At 43.3% G+C, this 11,932-nt stretch carries 18 protein-coding genes and 1 pseudogene; 4 read left to right on the top strand and 15 right to left on the bottom strand.

Annotation, left to right across the window (positions count from 1 at the left end):
- The first annotated feature begins 63 nt into the window (after positions 1–63).
- Positions 64–1,245, top strand: coding sequence for a M20 family metallopeptidase (locus OGM63_RS16615; protein ID WP_263746705.1), 1,182 nt, complete (start codon positions 64–66; stop codon positions 1,243–1,245).
- A 63-nt stretch (positions 1,246–1,308) separates the two neighbouring features.
- On the opposite strand, the gene OGM63_RS16610 is transcribed toward OGM63_RS16615, so the two are convergent.
- The 11 genes from OGM63_RS16610 to OGM63_RS16560 form a co-directional block, all read right to left on the bottom strand.
- Positions 1,309–2,505: a tyrosine-type recombinase/integrase gene (locus OGM63_RS16610; protein ID WP_263746704.1), complete on the bottom strand. Its 1,197-nt coding sequence runs from the start codon at positions 2,503–2,505 to the stop codon at positions 1,309–1,311.
- Positions 2,502–2,909, bottom strand: coding sequence for a TFIIB-type zinc ribbon-containing protein (locus OGM63_RS16605; protein ID WP_263746703.1), 408 nt, complete (start codon positions 2,907–2,909; stop codon positions 2,502–2,504). The genes OGM63_RS16610 and OGM63_RS16605 overlap by 4 nt, the downstream gene beginning before the upstream one ends.
- A gap of 397 nt (positions 2,910–3,306) precedes the next feature.
- A complete protein-coding gene (locus tag OGM63_RS16600; RefSeq protein WP_263746702.1) occupies positions 3,307–4,476 on the bottom strand; it encodes a P-loop NTPase family protein in 1,170 nt (389 codons plus the stop codon).
- Positions 4,457–4,660, bottom strand: coding sequence for a hypothetical protein (locus OGM63_RS16595; protein WP_263746701.1), 204 nt, complete (start codon positions 4,658–4,660; stop codon positions 4,457–4,459). The genes OGM63_RS16600 and OGM63_RS16595 overlap by 20 nt, the downstream gene beginning before the upstream one ends.
- A gap of 7 nt (positions 4,661–4,667) precedes the next feature.
- A complete protein-coding gene (locus OGM63_RS16590; RefSeq protein WP_263746700.1) occupies positions 4,668–4,865 on the bottom strand; it encodes a hypothetical protein in 198 nt (65 codons plus the stop codon).
- A gap of 11 nt (positions 4,866–4,876) precedes the next feature.
- Positions 4,877–5,032: a hypothetical protein gene (locus OGM63_RS16585; protein ID WP_263746699.1), complete on the bottom strand. Its 156-nt coding sequence runs from the start codon at positions 5,030–5,032 to the stop codon at positions 4,877–4,879.
- Positions 5,029–5,199: a hypothetical protein gene (locus OGM63_RS16580; protein WP_263746698.1), complete on the bottom strand. Its 171-nt coding sequence runs from the start codon at positions 5,197–5,199 to the stop codon at positions 5,029–5,031. Before OGM63_RS16580 ends, OGM63_RS16585 begins: the two co-directional genes overlap by 4 nt.
- Entirely contained in the window at positions 5,196–5,399 is a 204-nt protein-coding gene (locus OGM63_RS16575) for a hypothetical protein (protein WP_263746697.1), read from the bottom strand. Before OGM63_RS16575 ends, OGM63_RS16580 begins: the two co-directional genes overlap by 4 nt.
- Positions 5,392–5,586 (bottom strand): hypothetical protein, encoded by a 195-nt coding sequence (locus OGM63_RS16570; protein WP_263746696.1) that lies wholly within the window; start codon positions 5,584–5,586, stop codon positions 5,392–5,394. Before OGM63_RS16570 ends, OGM63_RS16575 begins: the two co-directional genes overlap by 8 nt.
- 127 nt (positions 5,587–5,713) lie before the next feature.
- Complete coding sequence (locus OGM63_RS16565) at positions 5,714–6,064, bottom strand: hypothetical protein (RefSeq protein WP_263746695.1); 351 nt, start codon at positions 6,062–6,064, stop codon at positions 5,714–5,716.
- A 32-nt stretch (positions 6,065–6,096) separates the two neighbouring features.
- Entirely contained in the window at positions 6,097–6,420 is a 324-nt protein-coding gene (locus tag OGM63_RS16560) for a hypothetical protein (protein WP_263746694.1), read from the bottom strand.
- 173 nt (positions 6,421–6,593) lie between these two features.
- Between OGM63_RS16560 and OGM63_RS16555 the strand changes: the two genes are divergently transcribed.
- Positions 6,594–6,929 (top strand): hypothetical protein, encoded by a 336-nt coding sequence (locus OGM63_RS16555; RefSeq protein ID WP_263746693.1) that lies wholly within the window; start codon positions 6,594–6,596, stop codon positions 6,927–6,929.
- A gap of 52 nt (positions 6,930–6,981) precedes the next feature.
- On the opposite strand, the gene OGM63_RS16550 is transcribed toward OGM63_RS16555, so the two are convergent.
- Positions 6,982–7,302, bottom strand: a complete 321-nt coding sequence (locus OGM63_RS16550) for a KGK domain-containing protein (protein ID WP_263746692.1) — start codon at positions 7,300–7,302, stop codon at positions 6,982–6,984.
- Between the two features lie 159 nt (positions 7,303–7,461).
- On the opposite strand from OGM63_RS16550, the gene OGM63_RS16545 reads away from it, so the two are divergent.
- Together OGM63_RS16545 and OGM63_RS16540 are read left to right on the top strand one after the other, a co-directional pair.
- Complete coding sequence (locus tag OGM63_RS16545; RefSeq protein ID WP_263746691.1) at positions 7,462–7,737, top strand: hypothetical protein; 276 nt, start codon at positions 7,462–7,464, stop codon at positions 7,735–7,737.
- A 118-nt stretch (positions 7,738–7,855) separates the two neighbouring features.
- On the top strand, positions 7,856–10,444 hold the full coding sequence (locus tag OGM63_RS16540; RefSeq protein ID WP_263746690.1) for an AAA family ATPase: 2,589 nt from the start codon (positions 7,856–7,858) through the stop codon (positions 10,442–10,444).
- On the opposite strand, the gene OGM63_RS16535 is transcribed toward OGM63_RS16540, so the two are convergent.
- The 3 genes and pseudogenes from OGM63_RS16535 to OGM63_RS16525 all read right to left on the bottom strand — a co-directional run.
- Positions 10,441–10,956 (bottom strand): hypothetical protein, encoded by a 516-nt coding sequence (locus OGM63_RS16535; RefSeq protein WP_263746689.1) that lies wholly within the window; start codon positions 10,954–10,956, stop codon positions 10,441–10,443. The genes OGM63_RS16540 and OGM63_RS16535 overlap by 4 nt on opposite strands.
- On the bottom strand, positions 10,949–11,374 hold the full coding sequence (locus OGM63_RS16530) for a hypothetical protein (RefSeq protein WP_263746688.1): 426 nt from the start codon (positions 11,372–11,374) through the stop codon (positions 10,949–10,951). The genes OGM63_RS16535 and OGM63_RS16530 overlap by 8 nt, the downstream gene beginning before the upstream one ends.
- Positions 11,371–11,932, bottom strand: a pseudogene (locus OGM63_RS16525) (hypothetical protein); the annotation flags it as partial. The gene OGM63_RS16530 and the pseudogene OGM63_RS16525, both read right to left, overlap by 4 nt.

The following is an 11,932-nucleotide window of genomic DNA, read 5'->3' as shown; positions in this document are numbered from 1 at the left end:
TAGTTCGTTATTTTTGTAACGGATCTTTATGATGGAAAACAAGCCTGTAGATTAGTTTTTTCGATGCTTACCCGTATTAAAGATTTAGCCATAAAACTAGCACCTCGTTTAATTGAAATTCGTCGTCATATTCACTCTCACCCAGAACTCAGCGGTCAGGAATACCAAACAGCAGCTTTTGTTGCTGGTGTTTTGTCTTCTAGTGGTGTTCATGTGCAAGAGGGTGTTGGTAAAACTGGTGTGATTGGAGAACTGAAAGGAACTGGCAACGATCATCGTTTATTGGCAATTCGCACAGATATGGACGCTTTGCCAATCCAAGAGCGTACTAATTTGGAATATGCCTCTCGTCAAGAAGGTATAATGCACGCTTGCGGTCACGATGTCCACACTACAGTTGGTTTGGGAACGGCAATGGTATTGTCCCAAGTAGCAGAAGAGTTGCCTGGTAAGATCCGATTTTTATTTCAGCCAGCAGAAGAAATTGCTCAAGGGGCAAACTGGATGGTAGCAGATGGGGCAATGGAAAATGTCTCAGCTGTGTTGGGAATTCATGTTTTCCCCTCGATACCCGCAGGTTCAATTGGTGTGCGTTATGGTGCGTTGACGGCAGCTGCTGACGACCTAGAGATTATCATTATCGGTGAATCTGGACATGGCGCTCGTCCTCATGAAGCGATTGATGCCATCTGGATTGCTTGCCAAGTAATTACTACATTGCAACAAGCGATTAGCCGGACGCAGAATCCGTTGCGTCCTGTGGTATTAAGTATAGGTAAAATTAATGGTGGTAGAGCGCCGAATGTGATTGCAGATCATGTGCAGTTGTTGGGAACCGTGCGATCGCTTCATCCCGAAACTCGTGCTAATCTACCAAAATGGATTGAAAAAATTGTCGCTAATGTCTGCAATTCATACGGGGCAAGTTATCAAGTCAATTATCGCCAAGGTGTGCCCAGCGTGCAAAATGATTATGCTTTGACACAGTTATTGCAATCAGCTGCCGAAGAAGCATTTTCGAGCGATCGCATTCAAGTATTACCCGAACCCTCTCTTGGGGCTGAAGATTTTTCTGTTTATTTAGAACATGCCCCAGGCTCGATGTTTCGCTTAGGTGTAGGCTACAAAGATAGAACTATTAATCACCCATTACACCATCCCCAATTTGAAGTAGATGAATCTGCCATTATTACCGGAGTTGTGACTATGGCATATAGCGCTTATAAATACTGGATGCACGGTTGATAACCCACCCAACAAAGGATTCTGAGGGTTTTAATCACAAATTTAAGTAGCAAACAAGTAGCATTAAAAGTCAGGGCACTCTGACTTGACAACATTGGGATGACAGTAATGCTTTAACACTGTTCCCACTTCATCACCGATCCACAAGGCAACTTTATCTAGAGAAATGCCCTGTGCGATCGCCCATGTTGCGAATGTATGACGTGTAGCATAAGGTTTCAAGTAAAAATCAAGCTCGCCTTTGTTCACCAGTTCCTTGACCACGCCTGGGTAACGGTAAAATTCCCCATTGCGATCGCGCCCGCTAGTCGCTTCATTCCAAAAATTTTGGAGTATGTCAGTATTGATGGGTTTCTGGTTTTTGGAGCGAAACACCAAACTTTTTGGACCAGGGCGCTGCGGTCGAATTGTTAACAGCATCTTCTGAAGCTTTGACCCTTTTGTGACAGGGAATACCCGGTTCTTACCGTTTTTAGTTCCCTTTAAAATTCTGTGTAAATTACAAGATTTATTTATAGATATACGGCAACAGTCTTCGGACACGTCCCCCCAGATCAAAGCGAACGCCTCCCCCGGACGACAACCCGTCCAAAACATAAACTTAACAAGTGAGGCATAATGAGAATGCACCGGATGCTCCTCAAAAGCTTTTATAATTAAATCTCTCTGTTCAAGGGTGAAAGCTTGATAATTATCTTCAAGCTTTCTTTTTGGCTTTTTAATTTTCAGTTTTTCAAAGGGATTGTCAGGGATAAACCTAGAATTCACAGCCCAATTACAACAGCGACTGTAATTATTAAGAATGTCCCAAGCCATAAACTTGGTAGTGTTTTTAAGCAACCAATCACGTATTTCTGTCGCTTTTTCAAGTGAATAATTAGGCAACCGTTTTGTGTACCTAGTAATCGCTTCATACTTGGTTAAGATGGTTGTCTGTTCAATTAGAGTCGATTGGAAATCAGTAAATTTATGCCAAAGTTCTAATAGGTTGTATTTATATTTGTTAGTTTGAAGTTTTTCCGGTGGTGTAAATTTACTATCTTTACTTAACAGTTGATAACTTTTAAGCGTTGAATCAAACCGTTGTAATGCGATGTCGTTTGCGATCGCATCACGCCGACTGCGAACTATTTCACGATTCCGCTTAGTATCTTTTAACCCAGTCGAAACAAAAAACTGTTTATCAAATCCCTTAACGTGAAATCTGATAACCAGTTTCTGACTGCGTTTATCTACATTTATCCACTTATCATCACTCATTCGTGTTGAAAGTTATGATTAAATTCTTCCTCTGATAGTGCTGTGTAGCTAATACGTTTTTTGTCTTTTACATAGCCGTAGCACACCTCTTTAGGTTCCTTATTTCCAACTACACAATCATCACACATCACCGTAACCGCGCCATCATAAGGAAGTCCACAAACAACACAACTCCAACCAGTACCGGGAATAGGGGCACGTTTGTTAATAGTCAAAATGTTTTCAACTTTTTCGGTTTTACCGCACGCACAACACGCACCTAAATCTAGAGGTTCTTCATCAGAATAGTAGTCATCGTCCCACATAGATTCACAGTTGCGGCACAAGTATTCATCAAAATCATCGCTGTAGGTGATGTTAGTCGAGCCGCATTCAGGGCAAAATTCGGGGCTATTCTTACTCATATTAATTTGCTCCTAAACGGAGTTGGGTTATTAATGCTTCAATGAGTATTTTCTGTTCGGCAGTTGATAACCGACAAAAAAGTTCGTCCGGTAAATCGTGAATTTCATTTCGGAAACTATTAGGAGCGGTACAACACAACTGTGAAGAAATACCCCAAATGAGATATAATTTTTCTCGCTTTGAGGTGTTCTGAAGCTGCGATCCGTATTTCTTTTCAAGCTCTTCAAATAAAAACGGATCTCTGACCGGATATTTAGTCTAATAACCTATTGGTTTCATAATTGGGTTCCAAGAATCACTGGTAAGTGGCAGAAATATATTTCATAGCTGAAATTAGGTTTTAGTTAGACGTTAAGCAGTGCGAGTTATCCTTTAAGAGATAACTCGCACAAAATTTTATCCGAATTCTCGCCGCAGCTTCTCCAGTACCGTTTTACCTTCGGAGTAGCGAGTGCCCGTAAAACCGAGAATTTCGGTAACGATCGCACTGTCAGATTTTTCAGCACCAAATCGCTGGATCATCCGCCAAAGTAATCTGTCGGCATCCGAACAATTTTCTTCAAAATCCGCTGCTGGAGCGGTTTTTAGGGCATTTTCAACCCCTTTTTTATCTTGGCTCGCGTTGTCACTGTTTGGTGGTAGCATGGTTGAACCATACCGAGATGTTGCCGCCTTCATTTCTCGGTAAGTTGGTAGCTTACACGGACTATCGTCAATCAAACAGTGCGATCGGTCTTGCTTTAGCCAGTCAACAAGAGCGTTATTTTTCAAGCTTTTGGCGTGCGCTTGCGCTTTTTTCCCCAGTCTTATGCGGTAAAAAGCATCTGCCAAATCAGATTTACCCTCAAGTCCCCAGGCTGCCACCCGATCGTATTGCGAGAGTAAAACTGTAAATCGCCGCGCTTTACGCCCTCTTCTAGCGTGACGCTCTAGCCATTCCCCAGATGAGGGGACTTTAGAAACCAGTTCCGGGTATTCTTCTACTATGATGACGCGCTCCGTACCGTCTAGCGCACTATCACCGCGCTCATTTCTTAACTTCATTTGGTTGGATAAATCCTCCAAATCCTCCAACATCCCCCGCTCGATAGCCGCCCAATTTTCACCTTTACCAATCACCTCAAGTCCGAGCCAATCGGTAGGTGTACCCTCGCATTCGTATACTTTCACACGTCCACCGACGCTGTAAGCGAAGTACTGGGCGATGGTTGATTTACCCGTTCCCATCTCGCCAATCACCATTACTTGCTTGCCTTCAGTAGCGGCAACGATATCGGTGATGATGTCAAACTCTTCTGTAACAGTAGTTGCAGACACATCAATGATGTTTTGGACGGCTGCACCCATGTAAGGCAGTTGATCATACACTTTCAACAATTGCAGTGTGGTTTGACGTGTCATTTCCGCTACATTAATTGTCACTCTACAGACGGCTGTCACGCCGTATAAGCCAAACAACCAACCCGATAAAATGACTCTCCCGGTTCCCCAAAGTGCATATTTGGCGATTTCTTTTGGAGATGGCAGGCGCATCGGTACCCAGTAATTATCTGCCAATTTCTTCATCCTCCTTAATCTTCTCGATGGACACGAAACCGTGAGCATCTTGAAAATCGCGGACACTAGAAAAGCTATTTTCCAGCAAATTCACTTGATCAGGAAAATAATATTCCGCCTCTATTTTACTAAAGTTGATACTGCGGTCTTCTCCGTCATCAGTAAATTTTATTTGATACCTGTTGTCTGCCATCGTCGCTTCAATTAGCCTCCCTATTTACCAACTTTTGTAAGCGCTGAATTGTCTCTTTTCCTTTCTCTACGTTGGTTTTCAGTTCGTTGAGGTAAGCTTCTTTTTCAGCAATACGTTCGTCAAGCGCTTTTTCTTTAGCGTCAAGTCGCTCACTAATTTCTCTCAATTCTTTATCATCGAACAAATTTGAAAGCCAATTAAACATGGCTTGCCCTCCTATCTGCCATAAAGTACCCCCTCCTTAAATGCCCGAAAATCAGAGTTACATTGATTAAGTGCCGTCTGTAACTCAGCATTATTGATGTGAAGCCAGATAGCGACGCCGAGCGCCGCCACTCCCAAAAATATTGGTGTGGTCTCGCTCTCTTTCATTGGTCTTCGAGTTGACGCTGAATTTTGGCTACTTCGGCTTCAATCAGCTCCATAAGTTGATCCAAACCGACTTGGATGGTTTCGTCGCTGCTGTTGTCAATAACGATCGGCGTAATTCCCATTGATTCCCAAAAGCTTGGTTCTAATGGATTCTCTTCTGGTTTCATTGTTTACCCCCAGATTGTAGGTAGGGTAAAACTTGTTTGATGATTTCTTGGTCTTCGGGGGTACGTCCTAAATTGGGCTGACCGGCATCGTCACTGGCTATAATGACAGCAGCTTTTTCGGCTAAGTCACTGGGCACGTTGCGCTCTTCGCAAGCTTTTAAAGTTGCACCCCAGAGATTTAAGTGAAAAGGTTTACTCATTGTTATCACCTTTGCACTTAGCTGCATCCAGGATAATCTCGCGCTGTTCGGGTGTGAAATTGGCTTTGCCGTCACAAGGACTGACTTCTAAATAAGTTCCTATCCGATAAAGTGCATTGTCTTGTGCCTCTTCGGTGGTAGCAGCTTCGTAAAACTTTAATTGCCTTTCGATGTAGTTATCTGACATGATTGGGTTATTCCTAGTTTGGAGTAGAAACCCAGTTACTCCGTTACAGTAACTGAGTTTTTGGTTTTTACACTTTGACTAAGGGCGATCGCGTGAACAGCATTCTCTATGCGATCGCTTCTTCATTTCAAAATGCTGCTCGTTCATAATGGTTTGAAAGTGCAATTCGGTAACAGCGCCCACCGCCGACCATCAAAACCTCGCGGTCTGATAATCGAACGGCTTTGGATCTGGAGACTTTCATCATGGGAAAAGAACCATCAGGGGAGAGACTGAAAAGTTCGTAGTTTTTCAAAAAAGTCCACTCGACGGGGGTTTTGTCTGAAAGTCCCTTATAAGCGATCGCTGTCATCTCAGTGGCAGATGTTGCACTGGGTAATGAGGGCAAATGGCGGCGCTGTTTGGTGTCCTTAGTGACTTTATTTCCAGGTTGTGCCTGGGTTCTAGTGCCGTTAGTGTTGGTGTCTACTGCTTCCATAGTTGATGTTTAGTGTGGTTTGAAGCGGCTATTTAGCCTTCGGTTTTGAGTGGCAGTGAAGTCTGGAAGTGTTGATTAGCGGACTGTTCAGCCTCGTGAATCAGGGTGTTAATTATCAATTGCATGAGTTTTAAGCGTTCATATTCGGTCAAACTTGAGCAATACTCAAACACCTCCATTGGGAGATAACCGGTATAGCCTTCGCACTCGTCAAAGTCATCGTCTGGACACTTCAAAGCAAAGGACAGCAATTCGACGACCGACAATAAGTCTTTTTTGCTCAAGGTTCGTATCAGTTCGGCGTTGTTCATTCCTCGCTCTTCGGTTGGGTTTGTTCGATCGCACTCACGCTTCAACTACTGGCAGGTCTTTTACTTGCACTACTTGGCTTGCAGGCTGCCATCTCTGCTTGGTTGCGGTTGGGGGTGTGAATGCATTTACAAATATCTATTTCATAGAGTAACATTGCATTTAATTATATGCAATAATGATTTTGCATTTTACTATATGCAATAATTGAGGAAATATTATGGGTAGTGCTAATGACAGTGAGCAAGGGAAGACCAAAGTCAAAGAGGGAAGCAAAAACAGTAAGCCTGAGAATAACACCAGAAGCCTGGGAACTGTTCAGAGTTCAAGCTCAACAATTCGGTTTCTCAAGGGGACAGATGCTAGAAAGAATAGCGCTCAATCAGCTTGCTCTGCCAACGAAGGAAGATATTCAGATGAGAACCTTGATGGGGGAATAGTTAGCCAACTGAGAAAAGATGCTGAAGAACAGTTGGCTTTTTATGAACTCCAAGTCGAAAAATTAAAGGTCAGGATACAAGAGCTTGATAGCTTGACCGATGAAGAATCTGAATAAAGCCGTCCCCGCCTTCATTGGCAGGGACGGCTTTTTGATGGGTGCGTCGCTCCTAGTTCAACTTAGTGCGAAACTCATCTAGCTCTGAACCAAGGCGATCGGTACCTTTGGGTGAAGATTGTTCTTCATTAGAAACAAACTCCAATCGAATTCGGATCTTCCCCTTTTTCCAGCCACCGCCCTGGACTTGTAGGAGTTGACAGTCTACTCCACTTTCAACCCATTTTTCACAAATTTCAGTTTGGTGGTGACGATCTAGCACATTCATAATTTTGCTCATTATCTCGCTAATTTTGGATGTCTGTCCATCAAGTAAGTTATCTTCCTCACTCATGGAGACAACATCGTCATCATTCAAATCGATTCGGTTCATATTTACACTGCTAAAAAGTACCCAGATTAACCCGGACTACTTATTAGGATTCCCCAAACCAAATAAAAACCCCTCACACGTGCCGCAAGGGGAAAGACATTTAATCATGTAAAAGTTTTTCTACCAGAGAACAGCTAGCCACATTAACACAAAACAGCCGTGATAGACAAACAAACACTACTGATGCTCGTAATTACTCCAGAAGACGTTGGATTTCCAACATCCGAAGAAAACGAAGCCGTTCAACTTTTAGCTCAAACCATATTTGCTTTAGTTAACTTCGTACAAGACTGCCACCCAGGATTGTACAGACATGAAGCAATGATTTTAACGATTGCCGTGCTAAACGAATTGTTTACATCAATTCAACAAGATCCACGAGCGATCGCTGAAATAAAACAACTAGCAGAAGAAATAATTCAAGCTAGAAGTTAAACTCAATCAGGTTAGAAGCCGCCTGCCAAACATCAGTCAAAAACATTAAAAGACTGAGTTTTGAGGCTTCAATCTCTCCCTCAGCCTTTTAACCAACATTTCAACCAAGGAATATATAATGGTTTACACATTGTCAGACGAAAAACTTAACTTTCAAAGCTTTGAAGATAGATTACTACCTCATAATCTAGAAGCTGAAGAATCCGTCCTTGGCTCCATCTTACTAGATATGGGTGCAATTTATCGTGTCCGCGATAACTTAAAACCCGAACATTTTTTTCTTTCAGCACACCAAGATATCTATGCAGCTTGTATAAAATTAGCCAAAAGACAAAAGTCTACTGACGTACTTTCTATCGTTGATTATCTAGCAAGTAATGGGTTACTTGAAAGAATCGGTGGTAGAAATAAATTGCATAATTTACTTGACAGAACAGTTTCAACTGTCAATGTCGATAAAATAGCTGAATTGGTAATTAATTACTCAATCCGCAGGCAAATAATTAGACTTGGTAGCAATTTTCAAGCTTTCGGATTCGCAACCGAAATTGAAATACCCGAACTTCTCTCAAAATTGAAAGAAAACACGCGGTTAATAACAGAATGCCCTCAAGGACAATCCGATCAAGATGTTAGGGGATGGCACTACAACAGATTGTTACAAGAGCTACAAGACATTTATTTAAGAATCTCCGACCCCGGTCGAAAGCTTTACGAGTTACAAGAATTAGCCAATCGCACCCCAGGACGCGGCGTTAGAGATTTGGAGAATCTTTACCTCAAATCCCTGTGTGCCACCGTCGAACCACGGCGTAGTCTGGATGAATTAGAGGAAGAGGTAGGGACAGAGGGTAGAAGATGGGTGTTAGGGGGATTAATCCCAGAAGCAACCACGATGCTGCTTTATGCCGACGGCGGGGTGGGAAAAACCAAGTTAATGTACGACGTACTTTATGCGATCGCCTCTGGTGAAAATTGGAACGGTTTCCCTGCAACCGCCCCCAATCGCCGCGTCCTTATTTATCAGGGGGACGAGTCAAAACACGATATGCTGCAAGCCCTGAACAAGCGCGGTTTCACAGAGGGAACAGAGGTTAGAAACCGGACGGCAGTCCGCTTTGGGTGGAACACCGACGCTATCCCGATTTTATATCAGGACATCGAGGAGTACGACCCGGCGGTGATAATGATTGACTCGTTGACTTTTGTTAATCGTTACTCTATTTACGACGAAAATTCTACAGAATACTCGCGCCCTGTTATGGAACTTAACAAAATTGCAGCCTTGACCGGTAAGACGATCGTCATTGTTCACCACGCCAATAGAGGCGGTAAAGCGCGGGGTGCAACAGCGATTTTTAACGCTGTCTCCGAAGTTTTGAAGTTAGAAAAGGACACCAGCGCTGGTGCTAACCCACAAGAGAAAATTCTCACAATCGAAAAATCGCGATCGCGTCGCTTCCCCTGCCAGTACAAACTTTTCTTCAACGAGGAAGATTTTAGCCTGTCTCTACTCGAAGAGGTCGGTACCTTGGGCGCCGACACTCCCACAAAGGACAAAATCATGAAGTTTTTTGAAACCAACAGAAACCAAAAATACCAGGCTGAGGAAGTAGCTTATTTTGTCAGTACCACCGATAACAACGCTAGGCGGTGCTTAAGTCAGCTCGCGAGAGACGGGATACTTAGCTGTGATGAAAAACACAAGCGCGGTACTGCTAAATTGTATTATTTGCCGTGGGGAAATGATAAATGTAGTATTCACAGTTCGCAACACAACTTAACAAAAAACGACATCTACGTGCATAACTCCCAAACAGCCCAGGATGTAGACCAGCAAAGGTCGGAAGTTGATTTCACCACGATGTATCCCTCGCAATGCACAACCCATGCACAACCCCATGCACAACTATCATGCACAACTTGTAACCCAGACGGTGTAAGCAAAGTTCCCGAAGTTATGCACGTAAGTACACCAAATTCAGAAAATTTAGATTCTGGAAAAAATTTAGGGGGGGGTCATGCAAACCTCGAAATAGTACCTACCTCAAACGATTGTGAGGCAAGCGTTCCAGAGTTGTGCATTGAAGTTGTGCATGGGTTATGCACTGAAAATGACCTAAAAGACAAAACCACCTCAAACGATTGTGAGGCAAGCGTTCCAGAGTTGTGCATTGAAGTTGTGCATCAAGTTGTGCATCCAGTCGATCCGGCGATCACCAAAAAATCAACTTTACAAAGCGATGTAGTACAAAAATGCCCGTATTGCCCGCAAACAGGTTTACCCATGAATCCACCACACCAGATGGCAATTAACACACCATTAGGAACTGTCACAGTAAAAGCAACTAGCTTAAAAATTAGGGGTGACCACAAGGTAGAAACGGTTATGGAGTATATTCTCCCCAATGGCAACTCAAAAACTAAAAATGCAGCCATAGGGAAAGGCAAGGCAGATATTGAAGCGATCGCCCGTGAGGAAGTTTCCCGCTGGATACCAGCAGCGCTACTGAAAGCTCAAAAAGCTGGTCAAACTTTTCGAGTTCGCCAGATGCGAGGTACTATGTTAGAGCCGGAATATGCTTGGGTACCGGGCTGCAAGCTTTTAAGACTTCCCAACCCACCAGAACTGAACCAATATATGTTACAAGCTCCTGATGCTGAGATTTTTGGGGTGTACGAAGATTCTTTTGAGTTAGATCATTAGTAACAGTACAAAGTCACAAAAGGTATTGTGGGTAGATGAGAAACTGCCTGCTGTATCCCGTTGCAGAAATCCTCAAACTCAGATGTCGATAGTGCAACTGGACAGCCGTGAGAACCCTCCGCAGTAGCGCGGTTCTTATCGTCGTGAACCATCAATTCGGATCGTTGACCGCCTTCTATAGTGATATATGAGGTTTGGTCGTTGAAGGTAATTAAAAAACCGTCGTCAACCGCTTGACCCGGTTGGTATAGCCGTTTGGTGTGAAATTCCCAGAATTTCTGTCCTAACATCGATGATGTTGGAGGGATAACGCCGCCAGTTTTATTCCAGTCGCTAACCTTTTGTTTACCGTCGTAGCTGCTGGTAAAAACCCACCGTCCTATTAATCCCTGAGTATCAAGTAAAACCATTCGACCGCGATTTAACCCTGGTATTACGCATTTGTCGCTATCCAGTGTCATGAAAAATAAAAGTAGTGGGTTGTTTTTTGCACGTCTGTATTTATTATTCATCTTCCTTAGTTTCTTCGTACTCTCTAATTTGAAAGTTAGTATCGCGTTGCAAAAAACGCTGTATCTCGCGTGAATAAAAAAGTAATCGCTTAAATTTGTGGTCGATTTTTTGGTCTAGCTGACCAAGTACCATTTGGGTTACATCTTTTCTGTTCTCGTACTCTAATAAGTACAAGTCCATTCGATGCTCAAGCTTATTAATTCTTTCGGTATCGGCTGATAGTTGTTTGATTTCCTTTTCAAGCTGAAGAATTATATGAAAATTTCTATTAATGCTGTTAGAGATTTTAACGCTCAATCCAATTAGGGCAGAAACACTTACAATCATTCCCAGAAATATACTTGCAGTTTGAAGCGAAATAGTAGCCGACGGTGAAGATGGAGAAGAAGTTTCAACCGCTATAAACTGAATAGTCATAAACTGAAGAAAAAGTTTAAACCGACACCACCGCTGTTACCAGAAATCAATTTAATAGCACCGCCTGGCTCTACTTGAATTCTAGAAGTACCGCCAGATGCCCACGTCGCTAAAAGTTTTATTTCGCTAGGTCTATAGCCAACTGGAAGAGTGCAAATAGTTTCATTAGCTACAAGGGCAATGCTTTTTTTGATAATGCCTTTAACTTCAATTAATCCGCTGGTATACTTGCGAATTTGAGGCGTATCGTAACCCGTACCATAATTACTCCAGGCCATAGCAAGGCTTAAATCTTGCCAAGTTCCGGGCGTTTCTCCTGCATCCCCTTTATCCCCTTTTAATCCTTGGATTCCCGCAGCGCCAGTCGCTCCGGTGTCCCCTTTTAATCCTTGGATTCCCGCAGCGCCAGTCGCTCCGGTGTCCCCTTTTGGTCCTTGGATTCCCGCAGCGCCAGTCGCTCCGGTGTCCCCTTTTGGTCCTTGGATTCCCGCAGCGCCAGTCGCTCCGGTGTCCCCTTTTGGTCCTTGGATTCCCGCAGCGCCAGTCGCTCCGGTGTCC

Source organism: Plectonema radiosum NIES-515 (assembly GCF_025753815.1).
Taxonomy (GTDB): Bacteria; Cyanobacteriota; Cyanobacteriia; order Cyanobacteriales; family Nostocaceae; genus Hassallia; species Hassallia radiosum_A.
The sequence above is the reverse complement of the archived record's forward strand: the minus strand, read 5'-3'. Positions and strand labels throughout refer to the sequence as shown.

Coding starts and splice junctions, on each gene's coding strand:
- OGM63_RS16610 (WP_263746704.1), bottom strand. CDS start 2,505: ATGAGTGATGATAAGTGGATAAATGTAGATAAACGCAGTCAGAAACTG.
- OGM63_RS16570 (WP_263746696.1), bottom strand. CDS start 5,586: ATGTCAGATAACTACATCGAAAGGCAATTAAAGTTTTACGAAGCTGCT.
- OGM63_RS16565 (WP_263746695.1), bottom strand. CDS start 6,064: ATGGAAGCAGTAGACACCAACACTAACGGCACTAGAACCCAGGCACAA.
- OGM63_RS16585 (WP_263746699.1), bottom strand. CDS start 5,032: ATGAAAGAGAGCGAGACCACACCAATATTTTTGGGAGTGGCGGCGCTC.
- OGM63_RS16555 (WP_263746693.1), top strand. CDS start 6,594: ATGGGTAGTGCTAATGACAGTGAGCAAGGGAAGACCAAAGTCAAAGAG.
- OGM63_RS16590 (WP_263746700.1), bottom strand. CDS start 4,865: ATGTTTAATTGGCTTTCAAATTTGTTCGATGATAAAGAATTGAGAGAA.
- OGM63_RS16615 (WP_263746705.1), top strand. CDS start 64: ATGCTTACCCGTATTAAAGATTTAGCCATAAAACTAGCACCTCGTTTA.
- OGM63_RS16605 (WP_263746703.1), bottom strand. CDS start 2,909: ATGAGTAAGAATAGCCCCGAATTTTGCCCTGAATGCGGCTCGACTAAC.
- OGM63_RS16535 (WP_263746689.1), bottom strand. CDS start 10,956: ATGAATAATAAATACAGACGTGCAAAAAACAACCCACTACTTTTATTT.
- OGM63_RS16595 (WP_263746701.1), bottom strand. CDS start 4,660: ATGGCAGACAACAGGTATCAAATAAAATTTACTGATGACGGAGAAGAC.
- OGM63_RS16550 (WP_263746692.1), bottom strand. CDS start 7,302: ATGAACCGAATCGATTTGAATGATGACGATGTTGTCTCCATGAGTGAG.
- OGM63_RS16600 (WP_263746702.1), bottom strand. CDS start 4,476: ATGAAGAAATTGGCAGATAATTACTGGGTACCGATGCGCCTGCCATCT.
- OGM63_RS16540 (WP_263746690.1), top strand. CDS start 7,856: ATGGTTTACACATTGTCAGACGAAAAACTTAACTTTCAAAGCTTTGAA.
- OGM63_RS16575 (WP_263746697.1), bottom strand. CDS start 5,399: ATGAGTAAACCTTTTCACTTAAATCTCTGGGGTGCAACTTTAAAAGCT.
- OGM63_RS16580 (WP_263746698.1), bottom strand. CDS start 5,199: ATGAAACCAGAAGAGAATCCATTAGAACCAAGCTTTTGGGAATCAATG.
- OGM63_RS16530 (WP_263746688.1), bottom strand. CDS start 11,374: ATGACTATTCAGTTTATAGCGGTTGAAACTTCTTCTCCATCTTCACCG.